The organism is Bacillus sp. FSL K6-0972 (assembly GCF_037976035.1).
Classification (GTDB): Bacteria; Bacillota; Bacilli; order Bacillales; family Bacillaceae; genus Bacillus; species Bacillus haynesii.
In genome coordinates this window covers 2,079,886-2,101,657 of record NZ_CP150260.1, presented here as the reverse complement: position 1 = coordinate 2,101,657, position 21,772 = coordinate 2,079,886, and the positions used below count along the sequence as shown (strand labels likewise).

The 21,772-nt window shown below is 49.0% G+C and carries 8 protein-coding genes; all 8 read left to right on the top strand.

The genetic code is table 11. The features are described 5' to 3' along the window. The first annotated feature begins 7 nt into the window (after nt 1-7). The 8 genes from MKX80_RS10620 (at nt 8) to MKX80_RS10585 (ending at nt 21,707) form a co-directional block, all read left to right on the top strand. A complete protein-coding gene (locus tag MKX80_RS10620) occupies nt 8-10,807 on the top strand; it encodes an amino acid adenylation domain-containing protein (RefSeq protein ID WP_339228488.1) in 10,800 nt (3,599 codons plus the stop codon). 17 nt (nt 10,808-10,824) lie between these two features. After that, the gene (locus MKX80_RS10615; RefSeq protein WP_339228486.1) at nt 10,825-14,631 is read left to right on the top strand and encodes an amino acid adenylation domain-containing protein; all 3,807 of its coding nucleotides are present in this window, start codon (nt 10,825-10,827) and stop codon (nt 14,629-14,631) included. A 240-nt stretch (nt 14,632-14,871) separates the two neighbouring features. Next, complete coding sequence (locus MKX80_RS10610; RefSeq protein ID WP_154998985.1) at nt 14,872-16,212, top strand: acetyl-CoA carboxylase biotin carboxylase subunit; 1,341 nt, start codon at nt 14,872-14,874, stop codon at nt 16,210-16,212. Between the two features lie 17 nt (nt 16,213-16,229). Continuing rightward, a complete protein-coding gene (locus MKX80_RS10605; RefSeq protein ID WP_003182452.1) occupies nt 16,230-16,442 on the top strand; it encodes an acetyl-CoA carboxylase biotin carboxyl carrier protein subunit in 213 nt (70 codons plus the stop codon). A 17-nt stretch (nt 16,443-16,459) separates the two neighbouring features. After that, nucleotides 16,460-17,371, top strand: a complete 912-nt coding sequence (locus tag MKX80_RS10600; protein ID WP_339228484.1) for a hydroxymethylglutaryl-CoA lyase — start codon at nt 16,460-16,462, stop codon at nt 17,369-17,371. Between the two features lie 20 nt (nt 17,372-17,391). Then, nucleotides 17,392-18,174 carry an enoyl-CoA hydratase gene (locus tag MKX80_RS10595; protein ID WP_268342955.1) on the top strand — a complete coding sequence of 261 codons (783 nt, stop codon included), beginning with the start codon at nt 17,392-17,394 and terminating at the stop codon, nt 18,172-18,174. Nucleotides 18,175-18,194: 20 nt separating this feature from the next. Continuing rightward, entirely contained in the window at nt 18,195-19,724 is a 1,530-nt protein-coding gene (locus MKX80_RS10590; protein WP_154998978.1) for an acyl-CoA carboxylase subunit beta, read from the top strand. Between the two features lie 30 nt (nt 19,725-19,754). After that, complete coding sequence (locus tag MKX80_RS10585) at nt 19,755-21,707, top strand: AMP-binding protein (RefSeq protein ID WP_154998976.1); 1,953 nt, start codon at nt 19,755-19,757, stop codon at nt 21,705-21,707. Nucleotides 21,708-21,772: the final 65 nt, after the last annotated feature.

Below are 21,772 nucleotides of genomic sequence, written 5' to 3'. Positions count from 1 at the left end.
AGAAAATATGACAAAAAAGCATGAGATTCAGGATATTTATCCGCTTTCTTATATGCAGGAAGGCATGCTATTTCACAACCTTCTCAAAAAGGACTCACAGGCATACGTCGAACAAGCCTCATTTTCAATGACAGGAAAGGTTGACACAGACATTTTTCAGAAAAGCATCGCTGTTCTGTGCGCCCGGCACGACATTTTCAGAACGATTTTTGTCAGTCAAAATGTATCCGTTCCACAGCAGGTTGTCTTAAAAGAACGGACGATCACCATTGAAGAAAAAGATCTGACTTTTTTGGACCGATCCAGCCAGCTCGCATTGATCGATGAGGTCAAAAAAACAGACAGGGCTAAAGGGTTTCATTTGCAAAAAGATGGACTGATGCGCGTCATTCTTTTCAAAACAGGGGAACGCGAATTCACATGCATTTGGAGCTTCCATCACATCATTATGGACGGCTGGTGCCTCGGGATTGTCCTGAAGGAGTTTTTCCATATATACGCTTCCCTTTTGCACCAAGCACCATTAAAGCTTGAGCCTGCTGTGCCTTACGGGACTTATATTCAATGGCTGATGGAGCAGGACAAAGAAGCAGCCGCCCGATACTGGGAGCAATATCTTGAAGGATATGACCAGCAGAGCGGGCTGCCAAAGCTAAAAAAAGCGGGCGCCAAAAACAGACAAGAAGAAGTCACCTTTTCCCTTTCTAAAACAGTTACGGCCAAGCTGAAAGAGCTGGCCGCAAAGGAAGAAGTCACACTGAGCACCATTTTTCACACGCTTTGGGGAATTTTGCTGCAAGCTTATAATCAGACGGATGATGCGGTTTTCGGTTCAGTTATTTCCGGCAGGCCGTCTGAAATTGCAGGAATAGAGCGGATGATCGGCCTTTTCATTAACACGGTGCCGGTGCGGGTTACCGGTACAAAAGTGCCTTTTGTGAAACTGATCAAACAAGTGCAAAAAGATGCGCTCAATGGGCAGCCGTACAGCTACCACCCACTCTATGAGATACAGGCGGAATCCGCCGTCAAACAAGGCTTAATCGACCATATTCTTGTTTTTGAAAATTATCCTGTTGAAAAAGAAATCGCACTGCTGAACAACGGACAAAATGCAGATGATCTGTTTCACATTCATGATTTCAACATGGAAGACGAGACCAACTACAGCTTTTATCTGATGGTGGCACCGGGAGAAGACATTCATCTCAAAATGAGATTTGATTCCGGCATCCATGAACGTTCTTTCATCGAAAGCGTCAAAGGCCACTTGCAGCATATTATCGCACAAGTGCTGCAAAATCCGAATTTGCCCCCGGAGGAATTGACAATCACAACAAAGCAGGAACATGAAAACCTGCTCAGCACATTGAAAATAGAGACGAAGCCGCGCAAATATGAAACGATCCAGTCGATGTTCGAACTTCAGGTGGCACAATCACCTGATGAAAAAGCCATTCACTACGAAGGGCAGTCGATCACCTATCAAGAGCTGAATGAAACGGCCAACAAACTTGCGCGCCTTCTCCGTAAACGGGGTGTCAAACACCAGGAGCCGGTGGCGATCATGGTCGAACGATCTCCCGCTTTAGCGGCGGGAGTCCTCGGCATTATAAAAGCGGGTGCGGCTTTTGTTCCGATTGACCTGAACCATCCTGCTGAACGCATTCGCTATTGTATAGAAAACAGCGGCTGTCAGCACATTGTATCGCAGCGCAATTTGGCGGCTGTTGCAAAATCAGTCGGAACAGAGTGCAGTGTGACATTTATAGAAGAAGCAGATGCAGAAAGAGACGGAAGCAATGTCGAGACGGTAAACACAGCGGAGGATTTGCTTTACATCATGTATACATCAGGGACAACGGGAAAACCGAAGGGCGTTTTATTTGAACATCGAAATATGGCCAACTTGCTTGAAGACCAATTTAAAAACTCACGTATTGATTTCAAAACAAATGTGCTGCAGTATGCATCTTGTGCGTTTGACGTCTGCTATCAAGAACTGTTTACCACCTTGCTTAGCGGCGGCACGCTTTGCATCGCGCCTGAATCAATCAAACGTGACCCAGCTCAGTTGTTTTTGTTGATCAATACGCAGCAAACAGAAGTCGTCTTTTTCCCGACGGCTTTTGTGAAAATGCTTTTTAACGAAGAACACTATGCGAACAATTTTCCAAGCTGTGTCAAGCATGTCATTACAGCGGGAGAGCAATTGACGGTCTCGCATATTTTTAAGGCTCTGCTAAAGCAGCGAGACATACGCTTGCATAATCATTACGGGCCGGCGGAAACCCATGTCGTCTCGACATGCACCATTCATCCTGAGGACGACATCCCGGATGCTCCGCCGATCGGTAAACCGATCAGCCATACCGCCATGAATATTCTTGACAAACACAAACGGCTTCAGCCCCGCGGTGTAGCAGGGGAGCTTTATATATCCGGCGCGAGCGTCGGGAGAGGATATGTCAACAATCCAGACTTGACAAAACAGAAGTTTTTGCCCGATCCGTTTAGAGCGGGAGCCGTCATGTATCGAACAGGAGATATCGCAAGGCTTCGCACAGACGGACAAATCGACTATATCGGCCGGACTGATGATCAAGTGAAAATCAGGGGTTACCGGGTCGAACCGAAGGAAATTGAGGTGACATTGGCGAATCATCCTGCTGTTAAGGAAGCGGTTGTCCTTGTTCAGAAAGACAGTGAAGGGGAACATGAATTGTGCGCATACTACAGCACGCGAAAACCGATCGACCCTTCTGCATTACGTCACGATTTGGCCGACGTCATCCCTGACTACATGATGCCTGTAAAATGGACTGACGTGCAAACGATTCCGCTTACCGCAAATGGAAAAGTCGACAAAAGCGCCCTCCCAGAACCAACATCATCTGCTTCACTTCAGTCATATGCCGCACCTCGCAATTTGAATGAGCTCAGGCTTTCACTGCTTTGGGAAGATGTACTGAAAAGGGGGCCAGTCGGCATCCGCGACAACTTTTTTGAACTGGGCGGCCATTCTTTAAAAGCAACATCGCTCATCTCTCGCATCGCCAAAGAATGGAACGTTCAGATTCCATTAAGCGATGTCTTTGCTCATCCGACCGTAGAAGGGTTGGCAGCTGTCATCAGTGAAGCGGAGGAAAACCCGTTTGCCTCGATTCAGCAAGTACGGACAAAGGAGACATATCCGGTTTCTTCCGCACAAAAACGGATGTATGTTCTGCACCAGCTTGATAGCGGAGGAGTCAGCTACAACATTCCGGCCGTTTTGGAGCTGACAGGCGAGCTCGACCGACTGAGGGTAGAAGCTGTATTTCGAGAACTGATCCGCCGGCATGAGCCCCTTAGGACATCATTCGAGGCAGGAGAAGACGGCGAGCCGGTGCAGCGGATTCATGAAAAGGTGCCGTTTGAATTTCTGAGCGAATCTTCATCTGAATCATTTATCCGGCCGTTTGATCTTGGAAAAGCTCCGCTTTTCAGGGCAGGCTTTGTGACTATTGAAAAAGGACGATATCTGCTTTTAGTGGACATGCACCATATTATTTCAGACGGTGTCTCCATCCAATTGCTCATGCGGGAATTTAGCGAGCTGTATAAAGGACATGAACTGGCCCCGTTACGCATTCAATATAAAGACTATGCCGCATGGCAGGAAACATTCAAAACAAGTGACATATACAAGCGGCAAGAATCATATTGGCTCAAACAACTGGCCGGGGAGCTGCCAGTGCTCGAATTGCCAACGGATAAACCGCGTCCCGCGGCAAAAAGCTTTGCAGGTGACAGGGTACCGTTTGTAATCAGTCAAGAGCTTACATCACGTTTAAAACAGCTCGCAGGAGAAAACAGGTGCACGCTGTATATGACGCTTCTTGGAATATACAACGTTTTATTATCACGGCTAAGCGGTCAGGAAGAGATCATCGTCGGTTCGCCGATCGCGGGCAGACCGCATGCTGATCTTGAATCCGTGCTCGGAATGTTTGTGAACACATTGGCTTTTCGAACACGTCCGGTGAGCGGAATATCTTTCAAAAAATATTTACAGGACATTCGAGGAACAGCTCTTGAAGCCTATGAACATCAAGATTATCCGTTAGAGGAGCTGGTTGACCGTCTCGCTGTTCAGCGGGAGATGAGCCGAAACCCGCTTTTTGACACAACGTTTGCACTGCAAAATATGGAGCGGCAAGAGCTGTTGATGGATGGCATTGAGCTTCGACAGAAAGATATCAGCCATCCAATTTCTAAATTCGACCTGTCACTGTATATGGCCGAAAGCGGCGGACAATTATACTGTCAGTTTGAATACAGTACAGATTTGTTTGAACGGGAAACGATCCAAAAATGGGCCGACTTTTTTAAAACTTTGGCCCAAAACGCAGCACAGCATCCTGAGTTGGAACTGGATCAGTTATCAATACTATCGAAAAAGGAACAAAGCGCACTTCTGCAAAACTTCAGCCCGATGAAAAAAATCGATTTCCCACTGGATCAGCCGCTTTATTATCAGCTCGAACAGCAGGCGGAAAAGACGCCTGATCGTCCGGCCGTTTTGGCAGATGGCGTCTCCATCTCCTATAGAGAACTGAATGAACGAGCCAATCAAATCGCTTGGAAGCTGATAGACCGCGGTATTCAACAGGAAGATGTGATTGCCATAATGGGGAGACGTTCACCAGAGATGCTGATTGGGATTTATGGCATTTTAAAAGCGGGAGCTGCCTATTTGCCGATCGACCCGGACTATCCTAAAGAACGGATCCATTTTTTAATAGAGGACAGCGGCGCAAAGATCCTGCTTGCAGAATCTAATCTTGCCGAAGCATCGATGTTTGAGGGAACCATTTTGCCGCTTGATGACGGCCGCGTGAATCACAGAGAAGCGGTAGCCAATCCGAAACTCCCGGTGCCGCCCGATGCCTTAGCCTATATCATCTATACATCCGGCTCAACGGGACGCCCAAAAGGCGTCATGGTTGAACACAGGTCCGCGGTCAACTTTTTATACTCACTGCAAACCCGCTACCGGCTGAACGACTCGGACATGATTCTGCATAAAACGTCTTACTCGTTTGACGCTTCAATATGGGAGCTGTTCTGGTGGCCGTTTGCCGGGGCTTCTGTTTATCTGCTTCCTCAAGGAGGGGAAAAAGATCCTGAAATCATCTTAAAAGCGCTGGAGGAAAAGCGAATGACAGCGGCTCATTTTGTCCCTTCTATGCTCCACTCATTCTTGGAATATATGAATCATAGAAAAAAACCGGCCGACATCGGACATTTAAAAAGAGTCTTTGCAGGCGGAGAGCAGCTGGGAGCGCACCTCGTCTCCCGTTTTCATGAGCTTCTGCCGGGGGTGGAATTGACAAATTCCTATGGACCGACGGAAGCGACGGTAGAAGCAGCATACTTTGATGTTCCTAAAAGGAAAGTGCTTCACCATGTTCCGATCGGCCGATCAGGACACAATATGAGACTCTATATTTTAAATAAAAAGCGGCAGCTTCTGCCGTTCGGATGTCGAGGAGAATTGTATATCGCAGGCGCTGGCGTCGCAAGGGGCTACTTGAATCGGCCGGAACTGACAAAAGAACGGTTTCTCGAAGATCCGTTTTATCCAGGGGAACGCATGTATCAAACAGGGGATCTAGCAAGATGGCTACCGGACGGCACCGTTGAATGGCTGGGCCGCACGGACGGCCAAGTGAAAATCCGCGGCTACCGGATCGAACCGGGAGAAATCGAAGCGGTAATTCGACAAATCGACGGTGTGCGGGAAGCGGCGGTTGTCGCCCGGACAGAAGAGGAGGAAACCGCGCTTTATGCCTATATTGAAGGGCAAGATCAACAGACTGTAAAGGCAGAGCTGGCCAAGCGACTGCCAACCTACATGATGCCTTCGTCCTTCATCGAGATGCGTGACTGGCCTGTCACGCCGAGCGGAAAGCTTGACCGTAAGGCATTGCCTGCTCCCGCCGGAGCGGCTGAACGACGCGCTTACACCGCGCCGCGAACCATCACGGAAATGAAGCTCGCCAAGCTTTGGGAAGAGGTGCTGAAATACGGCCCTGCCGGCATTCGCGACCACTTTTTCGAACAAGGCGGCCACTCCCTGAAGGCGACTGCGCTTGTCTCCCGCATTGCCAAAGAGTTTGGCGTGCAGGTGCCGCTGAAGGAGATCTTTGCCAAGCCGACACTGGAAGAGCTCGCAGCCGTGATTCAGGAATTGGATGAGAGCCCATATGCGGCGATTGAACCGGCGGACAAACAGGACACCTATCCGGTGTCCTCGGCGCAAAAGCGAATGTACGTGCTTCAGCAGCTTGACGAAGACGGCACAGGCTACAATATGCCTGCAGCGCTTAAGTTGACAGGTCCGCTCGTCCACGCCCGGCTTGCTGAGGTTTTCAGGCAGCTGATCAGCCGCCACGAATCGCTCAGGACGTCGTTTGAAACCGGGGCAGACGGTGAGCCCGTTCAGCTCATCCATGACGATGTCCCATTTCAGCTCATGGAGTTGGCATCGGCTAAAGACTTTATTCGTCCGTTCCAGCTTCAAGAAGCGCCGCTTTTCCGCGCCGCTCTTGTGAAGGAAGCGGAGGACCGCCACCTGTTGTTGGTGGACATGCATCACATCATTTCCGACGGGGTGTCTGTCGGCACTTTGATCCGCGAATTCAGCGAGTTGTACGCCAACCGGACGCTTGACCCGCTGCGGATTCAATATAAAGACTACGCCGTCTGGCAACAGGCATTCAAACAAGGGGAGGTGTACAAAAGACAGCAGGCCTATTGGCTGAAGCAGTTTGACGGTGAGCTGCCGGTGCTGGATCTGCCGGCTGACAACGCCCGCCCGGCGGTGCGGAGCTTTACCGGAGACCACGTGTCATTTTCACTTGATGCGGACACTTCAGCCGGCCTTTACAAGATCGCCCGCGACAACGGGTGCACCCTTTATATGGTTCTTCTTGCCGCATACAGCACACTTCTTGCCCGTCTCAGCGGACAGGAAGACATCATCATCGGTTCGCCGATCGCCGGGCGGCCGCACAAAGACTTAGAGCCAGTCATGGGGATGTTTGTCAACACAATGGCGATGAGAACCTATCCGACAGAAAACAAACGTTTCACTGATTTCTTAAGAGAGATCCGCCAAACGGCACTCGAGGCATTCGAGCATCAGGATTATCCGTTTGAGGAGCTTGTCGACCGGATCGACGTCGTCCGTGATATGAGCCGCAATCCGCTGTTTGACGCTATGCTTGTCGTACAAAATATGGAGCATCAAGAGTTTCTCCTGGATGGACTGCATATTCAGCCTGCCGATATGTCTCAGACCGTGTCAAAGTTTGATCTGACACTGCAAGTTTCAGAAGGGGATGAACGCATACATTTTCGGTTTGAATATGCATCATCCTTGTTTAAACAAGAAACGATCGAGCGCTGGACATCGCATTTCATGACAATGCTTCAGCACATTGTCCATGCGCCGCATACAGCACTGCAAGCGATCAGCATGCTGACAGCTAATGAACAACAGCTGCTGATGACGAGCTTCAACAGGATCACAGAACGACACCGCCCTAACACAACCGTTCATGAATTGTTCGCCCGCCAGGCGGCAAAATCGCCGAGGGCAACAGCTCTCATCACTCGGGAAGGCGCGCTCACTTATCAAGAATTAGACGAATGGTCAAATAAAATAGCGAGAACTTTGCAAGACCGCGGGATTGGTCCGGATCTCGCTGTAGGTATCATGATTCCCAAATCAACGGGCTTAATCGCGGCCATCCTCGGGACTTGGAAATCCGGAGGCGCCTATGTCCCAATTGACCTTGCATATCCGGACGAACGCAAACGGTATGTATTGGCCGACAGCGGAGCAAAACTGCTGATCACCGATCGCAAGGCATATCATCAAGTACCTGATGGTTTTAAAGGTGAAGTACTGCTGATTGAAGATGTACGGGAACAGGACACCACACCTATTCTATCTGCTGCTGAACCTGAACATTTGGCCTATATCATCTATACATCCGGTACGACGGGCGAGCCAAAAGGCGTCATGGTGGAACACAGGGGAGTTGCTCATACACTCCAGTGGCGAAGCGCTTTTTATGAATTTCATGACAATGATATCGCACTTCAGCTTTCCTCTTTTTCCTTTGACGCATTTGTCACAAGTATGTTTGCACCGCTTATATCAGGAGCGCAAATCGTCATCCCGACTGAAGAAGAAGCGAAAGACATTCTTGCCATTAAACAATACCTGGCCCATTACGGCATTACACATATGAATCTCATTCCGATTCTGTATCGGACACTGCTTGACGTATTGCAGCCAGAAGATACACAAACACTGCAAGTTGTCGCATTAGGGGGAGAAGCGATTGACCGGAATTTGCTGGATCGAAGCTTCTCGATCTGCCCCGGCACAGAAATTGCCAATGAATACGGACCGACAGAAAACAGCATCACGACCACTGCGGCCAGACAGTTAAAACGTCAGGAAAACGTCACGATCGGCAGGCCGATTGATCATACACATGTTTATATTTTAAAAGGAAATCACTTGCAGCCTATCGGTGTGACCGGAGAACTTTGCATTACAGGTCCGGGGCTTGCAAGAGGCTATATCAATCTTCCTAAGCAAACGGCTCAAGCTTTCGTTCAAGATCCGTTCCATCCAGATCAGCGTATGTATCGGACGGGGGATTTGGCGAAATGGCTGCCGGACGGCACATTGCAGTATGTCGGCAGGATGGATGAACAAGTCAAAATCAGAGGCCACCGGATAGAGATAAAAGAAGTGGAGGCGGCTCTCTCCGGCCTTGCCGGAGTAAAAAAAGCAGCTGTGGTCGATTCTGTTACCGCAGCGGGGTATAAGGAACTCTGCGCTTATCTTGTTGTTGAAGGCGGCACAGATTGTGGTATGCTGCGCAAAGCGTTGGCAAAAAAAGTGCCGGCTTACATGGTTCCGGCGTTTTTCCAAACGCTTGATGCATTGCCTACCATGCCAAACGGGAAGCTGGATAAGCGCGCACTAGCAAAGATCCCGCACAAGGCACAGATTAGACAAACATTTACTGCTCCGTCCACTGATATTGAAAAAGAATTGGCTGCCATCTGGTGCGGGGTGCTTGGTGTTGACAAGATCGGAATTGATGAGTCATTTTTTGAGCTTGGCGGAGATTCCATTAAGGCATTGCAAGTCTCAGCGAGATTGCATCAATCAGGAAAACAATTGGCCGTAAAAGATATCTTCAGCCATTCGACAATCCAAGAATTGGCGCCATATGTCCGTTCATCGCAACAACCGATCAGCCAAGCATCTGTTGAAGGCGAGGTTAAGTGGTCACCGGTGCAAAAATGGTTCCTGTCTCAAGATATGAAAGAAGCGCACCATTTTAATCAGTCGGTTATGCTGCATCGGGCAAATCCGTTAGATGAAGATGCATTGAGAAAAACGCTAAAAGCGATAACCGTCCATCACGATGTACTGCGGCTGATATTTGCCAAAGATGAACGAGGGGACTTGTGCCTGTACAATCGTCCGGCGAGCATCGGGGAGGATCAGCTTTACAACCTGCGAATCATCAATCTGACTGGCGCGTCAACAGACAATGAACACATCATCAAACACCAAGTTCGTGAACTGCAAAAAGCAATGGACTTGGAAAACGGACCGCTGGTGCAAGCTGGGCTTTTCCGCTCGAGTGAAGGAGATGACTTATTTCTTTCTATCCATCACCTGGCCGTCGACGGCATATCATGGCGAATTATCCTGGAAGACTTGGCATCCGGCTATGAGCAGGCGATTCGCGGAGATGACATAGCACTCCCGCCAAAAACCGCATCATTCCAAACATATACCGAACAATTAGCCAAGTATGCTGAAAGCCGGCGACTATTACAGCAAGCAGACTATTGGCGCGCCATCGAACAACATGAAACAGTTGCACTGCCAAAAGAGCAGACACATATCGACAAATCCGCTTTGAAAAAACGAAACACCGTATCATTTACTTTGGCTCAACAAGAAACAGACGCGCTCCTAAAAGATGTGCACAATGCTTACAATACGGATACCCAGGACTTGCTTTTGGCGTCAGCCGTACTCGCTATTCAGCAATGGGCGCCGCAGCAGGCGCTAAAAATCGCGCTTGAAGGGCACGGTCGTCAATCTGAGGCGGGACATCACGATATCAGCAGAACCGTAGGGTGGTTTACCGCCATATATCCAGTCTTGCTTCAACTTGAACCCAATACATGGGATGACCATCATGAAGAATATATGATCCGCACATTAAAAATAACAAAAGACACATTAAGACGGATACCTGACAAAGGATTTGGATACGGGGTTCTCAAATATATGACACCGCCCGAAAAAGCAAAGATCGAATTCGGCAAAGCACCTGATATCACCTTTAACTATCTAGGGCAATTTGAAATCGCAAACCGGGTGCAAACCGAAACAGAACAGCTTGATGCGTTTACATTTTCTCCTTTGGGGGGCGGCGAGGATATCACCGGCACTTGGAAGCGAGAACAGTCGCTTGACATCAGCGCACTCGTAGCTGAAGGCAAACTGACCGTAAACATGACATATGAAACCAATCGTTTTCAAAAAGAAACCATTGAACGGCTTTCCCAAGATTGCCAGTACTTTCTCAGAAAGCTGATGAACCATTGTCTCAGCAAGACTGAAACAGAGAAAACCGTCAGCGACTTTGATGATCGCGAGCTGACCGAGGAAGCTTTAAAAAATATAACCGACTTACTCGGATTCCATTAAACGAGCGGAGGGAAACAATGGGTCATACACAAAAAATCCAAAACATTTATCCTTTAAGCCACATGCAGGAAGGAATGCTTTTTCATTCTTTCCTGCAAGACGAAGGAGCCGCATATATAGAACAGTCCGTCTTCACAATAAGAGGTCAGCTTCATTTAGACTGGTTCCAACAAAGTGTACAATCGATCATCGACCGCCACGACATTTTCAGAACGGTTTTTTTGCCCCATGTTGCTGGGCTGAAAGAGCCGCGCCAGGTCGTTTTACGCGATCGATCCTTTCAGTTGCATGCTGAAGACTTGACCGGAATGCCGGAAACTGATCAAACCGCATATATCAGCCAGTTTAAAGAGCGGGACAGACGGAAAGGCTTCGATCTGCAAAAAGATATGCTGATGCGGATTTCTCTGTTCAAAACGGCGCCGGAAAAACATGTGTGTGTATGGAGCCATCACCACATCTTAATGGACGGCTGGTGTCTCGGGATCGTGCTGCAAGAATTTATGCAGTTGTACGAATCCATCTATAAGGGTGAATCTGTGCCTTTAGAACCTGTCCAGCCATACAGCGCATATATTTCCTGGTTGTATGATCAGGACAAAGACAAAGCCAAGGAATACTGGAAAAACTACTTAACAGACTTCAATGCGCCAACAGGGCTTCCGAGAGTGTCAGCAAAACCTGTGGAAAAGGGATATCGGCAAAAAGAGCTGATGTTTTCATTAGACCGAAAGTTGACGACGAGACTCAAAACAATCGCCAAACAGCATGAAGCCACACTCGCCACTCTCATACAAACCGTGTGGGGCTTGATGCTTCAGCGCTATAACCGGACAGATGATGTCGTCTTCGGCTCTGTCGTTTCCGGCCGTCCTTCCGTGATTCCGGGTGTTGAGAAAATGATCGGATTATTTATCAATACTGTTCCGGTGCGTATCAAGGCCGAGAGCGAAAATGAAACCTTCTCAGAGCTGCTTCGCCGCTCCCAGAAAGAAAGGCTTGCTCAAGACATGTTCAGTTTTTATCCATTGGCTGACATTCAGTCGCATACCGCATTCAAACAGAATGTCATCGACCATATTTTCGTTTTTGAAAACTACCCTTTGCAGCAGCAAATGCAAGACTCGGCAAACCGCGCCGAATCACCGCTTCAGATCGAAAATGTCAAAGTTTCGGAGCAATCAGGCTACAACTTCAACCTCATGATTGTGCCGGATGATGAACTCGTCATCAAGTTCAGCTACAATGCAAACGTTTATGATGAATCATGGATTGACTGTGTGAGGGGCCACTTGCTAGAAGCCTTGCGAAGAGCGGCGGAGGACACCGATATCCCCGCTTCCAGGCTGCCGATGCTCGCGCCTGACGAAAAAGCCCGGATCATCGGGGAATTCAACGATACAAAAACAGATTACGACACGAACAAAACAATCGCTGACTTGTTTTCCAATCAAGTTGAGAAAACGCCGGAGCATATCGCACTACATGCCGGCGGCTTGACGATGACATACAGGGAGCTGGATCAAACATCTACTGCATGGGCCCGCATCTTCCAAGAACAAGGCTTAAAGAAAAACGGAATTGCCGGAATTTTAGCAGAGCATTCACCTGAATTCATCATCGGTGTTCTTGCCGTTTTAAAAGCAGGCGGCGCCTATCTCCCGCTTGATGCCGAACTGCCCCCTGAACGGATCAGCTACATGCTGAAAGAAAGCGGAGCGGACGTATTGGCCGTTCAGAAAGGACTCAAGACTGACATCGATTTTCCGAAAAAAGTGGTGATATCCAAGAAAGCGCAATTGGCATCCAGCCGGAATTTAAACATCGATACCCGCCCGGATGATTTGGCCTATATCATGTATACATCGGGTTCGACAGGGAAGCCAAAGGGCGTGATGATCTCGCACCGCAATGTCGTATCACTTATCTCAAACAGCAATTACACATCAGCCAATACAAATGACAGATTAATCCTAACCGGTTCACTCGGCTTTGACGCCATCACGTTTGAAATATTCGGAGCGCTCCTGAAAGGAGCTTGCCTCCATGTTATTGACCGCTCGACGATGTTGACTCCTGCCCGTTTTGGCAATTATTTGCTTAGTCATGATATCACAGTGCTGTTTTTAACAACGGCGCTCTTTAACCAGCTGGCACAAGCCCAGCCGGACATGTTTTCAGGACTTACCACTTTATATGTCGGCGGGGAAGCTTTGACACCTGCACTGATGAATACGGTCAGACATCGGTGTCCAAACTTGAAGCTTTATAACATATATGGTCCGACGGAAAATACAACATTCTCTACATTTTATGAAATCAAGCAAGATTTTTCACAAGCGATTCCAATCGGGAAACCAATCAGCAATTCAAATGCCTTTATTGTTGACGAGAGCGGGCAGCTCGCGCCGATCGGCGTTCCTGGCGAACTTTGCGTCGGCGGCGATGGGGTTGCAAAAGGATATTTGCACAGACCAGATTTGACGAGTGAAGCATTTGTACAGCATCCGTTTCAACCAGGGGAAAAAATGTACAAAACCGGCGATCTGGTACGATGGTTGCCAGACGGCAACTTAGAATATATCAGCCGGATGGACCGGCAAATCAAAATTCGCGGCAAACGAACAGAACCGGCTGAAATAGAAGCGCGGCTCATCGAGATTGAAGGCGTTCAAGAAGCAGCTGTCATCATTGAAGAAAAAAACGAAGAAGCGCTCCTTATCGCATACTATGTAAGCGATGATCAAACAGAGGAAAAAACGATCCGTTCATTACTATCAAGGCAGCTTCCCGACTATATGATTCCCCATGATTGGGTTAAACTGGACCGCATGCCTCTCACGGCAAACGGCAAAATCGACCGCCGTGCGCTTCCCGCACCTGATCAAAAAACGGTTTTGAAACAGATCGTTCCGCCAAGAAATTGGGTCGAAACGGAACTGATTGACATCTGGAAACCTATCCTCGGCGTGAAGGAACTCGGTATTGAAGATGACTTTTTCGAACTTGGCGGTCATTCGCTAAAGGCTCTGCAAGTCATTCACCAGCTGAAAAACAGCCAGGGGATCGATATTCCGATTGAATTATTATTCGAGAATCCGACAATTGAACAATTGGCCGAAAAGCTGTTTTCACATGAGCTGCGCGCATCAGCCGTGCAGCATGTCAGCAGACTGAATCCGCCGACCGGAGTGAACCTTTTCTGTTTTCCTCCCATTTCGGGCTTCGGCATATTTTATAAAGATCTCGCAGCAAAGCTAAACGGCAAAGCGACCGTGTACGGATTTAACTTTATTGAAGAAGACAGCCGAATAGAACAGTACATGAACAACATCATTGAAATCCAGCCTCAAGGTCCATATATCCTGCTGGGATATTCAGCGGGAGGCAACACGGCATTTGAGATTGTAAAAGAAATGGAAAATCGCGATTTAGAGGTCAGCGATCTTATTATTGTCGATGCGTATCAAAAGAAACAAGCATTGCCGCCTCAGCCAAGCAGCGCCTTGGCAGAAAATGTTCCCGCTCATCTCAGGGAAGCAGTCATCAAAAAGACGACAAACTATCAAAAATATTGGGCACAAATAATCAATGACGGCCATATCAACGCAAACATTCATTTTATTGAAGCCGGCGTTCAAACGGATCAAATTGACAGATTCACATTGCAAAAATGGGCTGACGCCACAACAAGAAACTATCAAGAGTATAAGGGAGGCGGGCCTCATCAAGATATGTTCGAAACTGCCTTTCTGTCAAAAAACGCCGAGATCATTCAACATATCCTCACAAACAGCGGCAAACATGCAGAGCATTCTCGGTAAAAGCCGTCCAAACGCCAACAGGCCTGAGCCAAAACATTGAGAGTTCTAAAGCGATTTCTTCAGCTTTAGGACTTTTTTCTTTTGAATCATCATAAGCTGTAAAGAACAGACAAGACCCGGCTGAACCTATGGCAGGAAACAGGATAAGCTGCTACTTAACTTTCGGATTCACAAAAAAATAAATGAAGACGCTTTCAAATTCCATTTCAGACGCTGATGAATATGAAAGGGGGCATTTTTTTGTTTCAAAAATTGCTTATCGCCAATCGCGGCGAAATCGCACTTCGGATCATCCGCACTTGTCAACGGCTCGGTATTCAGACAGTTGCCGTCTACTCTGAAGCCGATGCGGACTCCCTGCATGTTAAAGCTGCAGATGAAGCCTGGCTGATCGGCAAACCGCGGGTCAGTGAAAGCTATTTAAATATCGAAAAAATCATCGAAACCGCTAAAAAAGCGGGGGTCTGTGCCATCCATCCGGGATACGGCCTGCTTTCCGAGAACAGCCGTTTTGCCGAAAGGTGCCGAGAGGAAAATATCACGTTTATCGGTCCGCCGCCTGATGTGATCGCCAAAATGGGAAGCAAAATTGAAGCGAGACAAGCGATGGAACAAGCCGGGGTTCCTGTCGTTCCCGGCGTGACAAAAAGCTTGTCCGGTCTGAATGAGGCCCTGGCTCTTGCCGAATCCATCGGCTATCCCGTGATGCTCAAAGCTTCTTTTGGAGGCGGCGGCATCGGAATGCAGCTGATCCGTAATGAAAGCGAATTAGAAAAAGCATATGAAGGCAGCCAAAAACGAGCCGCCGATTTTTTCGGAGACGGGGCTATGTACATCGAGAAATATATCGAGCATGCAAGACATATCGAGATTCAAATTTTAACAGACGAATACGGAAATGCCGTCTATCTTTGGGAACGGGACTGTTCGATTCAGAGACGTCAGCAAAAAATCATCGAAGAAGCACCCGCTCCGTTATTCGATGAAAACATGCGCGCGAAGCTCGGTGAAGCGGCCGTCAAAGCCGCGCTGTCGATCGGCTATGCCAACGCCGGGACAATCGAGTTTTTAGTAGACAAGGAGAACCATTTTTATTTTCTCGAGATGAATACCCGCCTGCAAGTCGAACACCCGGTAACAGAGGAAATTACAGGGCTCGACCTTGTCGAAGAACAGCTCAATATCGCAGCAGGAAAACCAATTTCGCATAAGCAGAAAGACATTCGGCGGGACGGACATGCGATCGAAGTCAGAATCTGTGCAGAAGATCCGAAAACATTTTTCCCTTCGCCGGGGCGGATCACTGACCTTAAGCTGCCTGAGCAACCGAATGTCCGTCATGAATGCGCAGCAGCCCCAGGTATGAACATCACACCGTATTACGACCCGATGATCGCCAAGATGATCGTCAAAGGAAGTAGCAGAGACGAAGCTATCCGCACTTTGACCGAAGCGCTCTCACAATATCAAGTGAAAGGCATTAAAACAAATATTCCGCTGCTTGAAGACATCGTACGTTCTGACGAATTCCGAAAAGGCGGGGTCCAAACCGATTTTATCAATCGCTATCAGTCAAAATGAAATCAAGGAGGCGTGCCATGAATACTGTTGTCACCAATATGGCGGGAAACGTATGGAAAATATTAGTGAAAGCAGGAGACAAAATCGAAAAGGGGCAGGAAGTCGCCATTTTAGAATCGATGAAGATGGAGATTCCGATTGTCGCCGAAACGGCCGGCACCGTCAAAACCGTCAGAAAGAACGAAGGGGATTTTGCCGATGAAGGGGACGTCTTATTGGAGCTTCAATAAGGTCTGGAGGATGGCAAATGAACGTACCGAAGAAAATTTTCATTAAAGAAGTCGGACCGCGCGACGGTCTGCAAAATGAACAAACCGCACTCTCGACAGCCGATAAAATAACCTGGATTGACATGCTATCCCAAACAGGGATTTCATATATCGAAATCACTTCATTCGTCCATCCTAAGTGGATTCCTACACTGTCTGATGCCCTTGATGTTGCCAAAGGAATCAACCGAAAGCCGGGCGTCACCTACGCAGCACTCATTCCGAACCGAAAAGGGCTGGAACGGGCTCTTGATGGAGGGATCGATGAAGCTTCTGTTTTCATGTCGGCAAGCGAGACACACAACCAGAAAAACATTAACAAATCGATCGGTGAAACGCTTCCCGTCTTACAGGAAGTCACCGGGGCAGCGAAACAAGCAGGCCTCACCGCCAGAGCCTACCTGTCCACCGTATTTGGCTGTCCTTATGAGCATCAAGTGCCATTGGAGCAAATCGTACGCATCTCTGAAGCGCTGTTCGACATGGGGATCGACGAACTTTCTCTCGGAGATACGATCGGCGCAGCAAATCCCGTACAGGTTCAAAGGGTGCTTGACGTACTCTTAAAGCGCTTTCCGAAAGAGAATATCGCCCTTCATTTTCATGATACGAGGGGGATGGCGCTCGCCAACATGATCGCAGCGATGGATATGGGAATCACCGTATTTGACGCATCATGCGGCGGGCTGGGCGGCTGTCCTTATGCACCGGGAGCCACGGGAAATGCGGCAACTGATGATTTGATTTACATGTGCGCCCAGATGGGCATCGAAACCGGAGTTGATCTCAGCAAGCTGCTTTCAGCTGCCAAATGGATCGAAGACAAAACCGGAAGAGAGCTGCCAAGCCGAAATTTGCAGGCGGCTAAATCAAAGAACTGTTTTTCATAGATAAAGAGGAGGAAGATCGAATGGAGCCCAATGTTCTTTATTCCATCAACGAGCAGGCTGTTGCCGTGTTGACGTTGAACAGACCGCAGGCTGCCAATGCCCTCTCGCTCGGGCTTCTCGACGACTTTCAGCGCATCCTTTGCGCTATCCGTTCAAACCCGGCCATCCGCTGTGTCATTATAACAGGAGTAGGGGACAGGACGTTTTGTGCAGGTGCCGATTTAAAGGAAAGAGCCCGCATGAGCCGTACAGAAGCGAAGCAGGCCGTTTCCCTGATTCAACAAGTGGTCAGCGAAACGGAAAAACTGCCGCAGCCCGTCATCGCTGCATTAAACGGAAGCGCTTTGGGAGGGGGGCTGGAGCTTGCATTGGCGTGCGATATCAGGATTGCAGCCGAACATATTGAACTCGGCCTCCCCGAAACAACGCTCGCGATCATTCCCGGGGCAGGGGGAACACAGCGGCTGCCCCGCTTAATCGGCAGGGGAAAGGCGAAAGAAATGATCTATACCGGCGGCCGCATCAGCGCCGAAGAAGCGCAAAAGATCAGCCTAGTTGAACATGTCGTTCCGCTTTCGAAGTTAAAGGAAACAACCGAAAGTATCGCAGCGAACATCGCAGCGAACGGACCGGTTGCCGTCAGACAGGCGAAGTTCGCCATCAATCAAGGGCTTGAGACAGATATCGAAACTGGACTTGCGATTGAACAAAAAGCCTATGAACTGACGATCCCGACGAAAGACAGGACAGAAGGGCTGAAAGCTTTTACAGAAAAGCGGAAGCCGTATTATACGGGAGAATAAAATGAACGGGGGGACAGCCGATGCCGGCCGAAAAGGAATTGTATGAACGCATCCGCCGGATTCAGGAAGGCGGAGCGCAAAAATACCATGAAGCCAATGAGAAAAAAGGGAAATTATTTGTCAGAGACCGATTAAAGCTGCTGCTTGACGAAGGCCTCGACCTTGAGGACGCGTTTTTTGCCAATTGCATGGCTGACGGGCTTCCGGCAGATGGAGTCGTCACGGGAATCGGAAAAATCGACGGCCGAACCGTTTGCGTCATGGCTAATGATTCAACTGTCAAAGCAGGATCATGGGGAGCGAGAACCGTCGAAAAAATCATCCGCATCCAAGAAACAGCCGAAAAACTGAATTGCCCGCTTCTATATTTGGTCGATTCGGCAGGCGCAAGGATTACGGATCAAGTTGACATGTTTCCGGGGCGAAGAGGAGCAGGGCGGATTTTTTATCAGCAAGTCAAATTATCCGGGCGCATTCCGCAAATCTGTCTCTTGTTCGGCCCTTCAGCGGCTGGAGGCGCCTACATACCGGCTTTTTGCGACATCGTCATCATGGTCGAAGGTAACGCCTCGATGTATTTAGGCTCACCGCGCATGGCGGAAATGGTGATCGGCGAAAAAGTGTCGCTTGAAGAAATGGGCGGCGCGCGAATGCACTGTTCTGTTTCAGGCTGCGGAGACATTCTTGCCGAAACGGAAGAGGAGGCAATCAAGTCGGCGCGCCGGTATCTTTCCTACTTTCCGCCGAACTACACCGAAAAAGCGCCTGTCATTGAAGCAAAATCCGCCCGTCCGTTTGACCGGTCATTGGAGGAGATCATTCCGAAAAACCAAAACGCACCGTTTCAAATGATGGATTTAATCGATCGGATCATTGATGAAGCGTCTTTTTATGAGATTAAGAAATTGTTTGCTCCAGAGCTGATTACCGGTTTGGCAAGGATTCACGGACAGCCTGTCGGCATCATCGCCAATCAGCCGCGGGTCAAAGGCGGTGTTCTGTTTCACGATTCGGCAGACAAAGCAGCAAAGTTTATCAATTTGTGCGATGCCTATCATATCCCGCTGCTGTTTCTGGCTGATATCCCCGGCTTTATGATTGGAACGAAAGTCGAGAGGGCGGGTATTATCAGACACGGTGCGAAAATGATTTCAGCGATGGCCGAAGCAACCGTACCGAAAATATCCGTCATTGTCAGGAAAGCTTATGGCGCAGGCTTGTATGCGATGGCGGGGCCGGCCTTTGAGCCTGACTGCTGTCTGGCGCTGCCGACGGCGCAAATTGCCGTCATGGGTCCGGAAGCAGCGGTAAATGCCGTTTATGCCAAAAAAATCGCAGAATTGCCTGAAGAAGAGCGGTCCGCCTTCATCGCCGAAAAACGGGAAGCGTACCAAAAAGATATCGACATTTACCGGCTTGCTTCAGAAATGATTGTCGACGGGATCATTCCGGCCGATTCGCTGCGTACAGAACTCATCAAACGTCTGAATGCATATATGACCAAATACATGACATTTACGGAACGGAAGCATCCTGTTTATCCCGTCTAAAGGCCAATGAAACGAAAAGGGGGAAACGGTATGGCCGAAAAAGCGGTTTGGCAGCCTGATCCGGAATTTGTAAAAACGACCCGGCTGTTTCAATGGATGACAGCCCTCGGTTTTTCCGACTATGATGATTTTTTGAAAGCAAGTACAGACGATATCGCATGGTTCTGGGAAGAGGCCGAAAAAGCGCTCGGCATCAGCTGGTACAAGCGGTACAGCCAAACATTGAATCTCGGTAAAGGCATAAAATGGCCGAAATGGTTTTCCGACGGACGCTTAAATGCCGTTTACAACGCCGTGGAAAAATGGTCCCGCCGGCCTGATACGGCCGACAGGACAGCCCTCATCTGGGAAAGTGAAGACGGAAAAACAGAACGGATCACCTATTCTTCTTTACATCAAAAAGTCGCCCGTGCGGCGGCGGGCTTTAAAAAGCAAGGCATAGCAAAAGGGGATGTCATTGCGATTTACATGCCGATGATCCCGGAAACGGTCATCGCCATGCTGGCCGCCGCTAAAATCGGCGCGGTATTTTTACCGGTTTTTTCAGGCTACGGCGCCCATGCGGCAGCCGCGAGACTTAGCGCCGCCGAAGCAAAAATCCTTGTCACAGCAGATGGCTTTTTGCGAAGGGGAAAGAAGGTCTGCATGAAGAAAGAAGCTGACAAAGCCGCGGACCGTTCCCCCTCCGTCCAAAAAGTCGTCGTCTGCAGGCTTCACGATGGCGATCAAACTTGGAATCATAAGAGAGATATAGACTGGAATGAATTAATGAAAAGCGATCCCCTGCAGAACACAGAAGAAATGGACAGTTCAGATCCGCTCATGCTGCTTTACACATCGGGTACGACAGGACAGCCGAAGGGAGCGGTTCATACCCATGCCGGTTTTCCGCTGAAAGCTGCATTTGATGCGGGCTTCGGGATGGATGTCAAACAGGGGGACACGTTTTTCTGGTTTACAGACATGGGCTGGATGATGGGGCCGTTTTTAATATTCGGGGGCCTCATAAACGGAGCGGCTGTTTTGCTGTATGACGGAGCACCGGACTTCCCGGCCCCGGATCGGCTGTGGGAGCTTGTCAACAGACATCGGGTGACACATCTCGGCGTCTCTCCGACGCTCATTCGCTCACTGATGCAGCACGGCGAAGATTTTCTCTATCAATACGACCTGAGCAGTCTGAAGGCAATCGGCTCAACGGGCGAACCATGGAATTATGAACCGTGGATGTGGCTGTTCCGACATGCTGGAAAAGAACGGATTCCTATATTTAATTATTCAGGAGGAACGGAGATCTCAGGCGGTATTTTGGGCAATGTGCTCCTGCGGCCGATCACGCCGATGACATTTAATTCGCCTCTTCCCGGCATGGCGGCCAATGTCTTCAACGAAAAAGGGGAGGAAGTCGTCAATGAAGTCGGGGAGCTTGTCCTGACAAAGCCGTGGGTCGGCATGACGAACGGTTTTTGGAAGGAGCCGTCCAGATACGAAAAAGCATATTGGAGCCGCTGGACTGACGTCTGGGTGCACGGCGATTGGGCAAAACGGGATGAAAACGGCTACTGGACGATCAGCGGACGTTCTGATGATGTGATCAATGCTGCCGGGAAAAGAATCGGCCCCGCCGAAATAGAGTCCGTACTGGTCGGCCATCCAGCGGTGGCAGAAGCAGGCGTCATCGGCGTTCCGGATAAGCTCAAAGGTCAGGCAGCCGTCTGCTTCGTCGTCCTCAGACAGTCGGAAAAGCCGTCAGAAGAACTAAAAGATGATTTGCTGAACCTTGCATCTGATGCGATCGGTAAAGCAATCAAGCCAAAAGCGGTTTACTTTGTCAGCGGTTTGCCGAAGACGAGAAATGCAAAAGTGATGAGACGGTTGATCAGAGCTGCCTATTTGAACGAACCGGCAGGCGATTTGTCAACATTAGAAAACCGTGAAACATACGATGAAATTGCCGGCCTTTCAGCGCGAAAAAATCTGTAGTATACTGGATAAGACTTTCAAACAAAGAAGAAGGACGCGTCCTTCCTCTTTTTATTTTGATGAAG

Bases quoted from the DNA above. Each gene is read 5' to 3' on its own strand.
- MKX80_RS10620 (WP_339228488.1), top strand. From the start codon at position 8: ATGACAAAAAAGCATGAGATTCAGGATATTTATCCGCTTTCTTATATG.
- MKX80_RS10615 (WP_339228486.1), top strand. From the start codon at position 10,825: ATGGGTCATACACAAAAAATCCAAAACATTTATCCTTTAAGCCACATG.
- MKX80_RS10605 (WP_003182452.1), top strand. From the start codon at position 16,230: ATGAATACTGTTGTCACCAATATGGCGGGAAACGTATGGAAAATATTA.
- MKX80_RS10600 (WP_339228484.1), top strand. From the start codon at position 16,460: ATGAACGTACCGAAGAAAATTTTCATTAAAGAAGTCGGACCGCGCGAC.
- MKX80_RS10595 (WP_268342955.1), top strand. From the start codon at position 17,392: ATGGAGCCCAATGTTCTTTATTCCATCAACGAGCAGGCTGTTGCCGTG.
- MKX80_RS10590 (WP_154998978.1), top strand. From the start codon at position 18,195: ATGCCGGCCGAAAAGGAATTGTATGAACGCATCCGCCGGATTCAGGAA.
- MKX80_RS10585 (WP_154998976.1), top strand. From the start codon at position 19,755: ATGGCCGAAAAAGCGGTTTGGCAGCCTGATCCGGAATTTGTAAAAACG.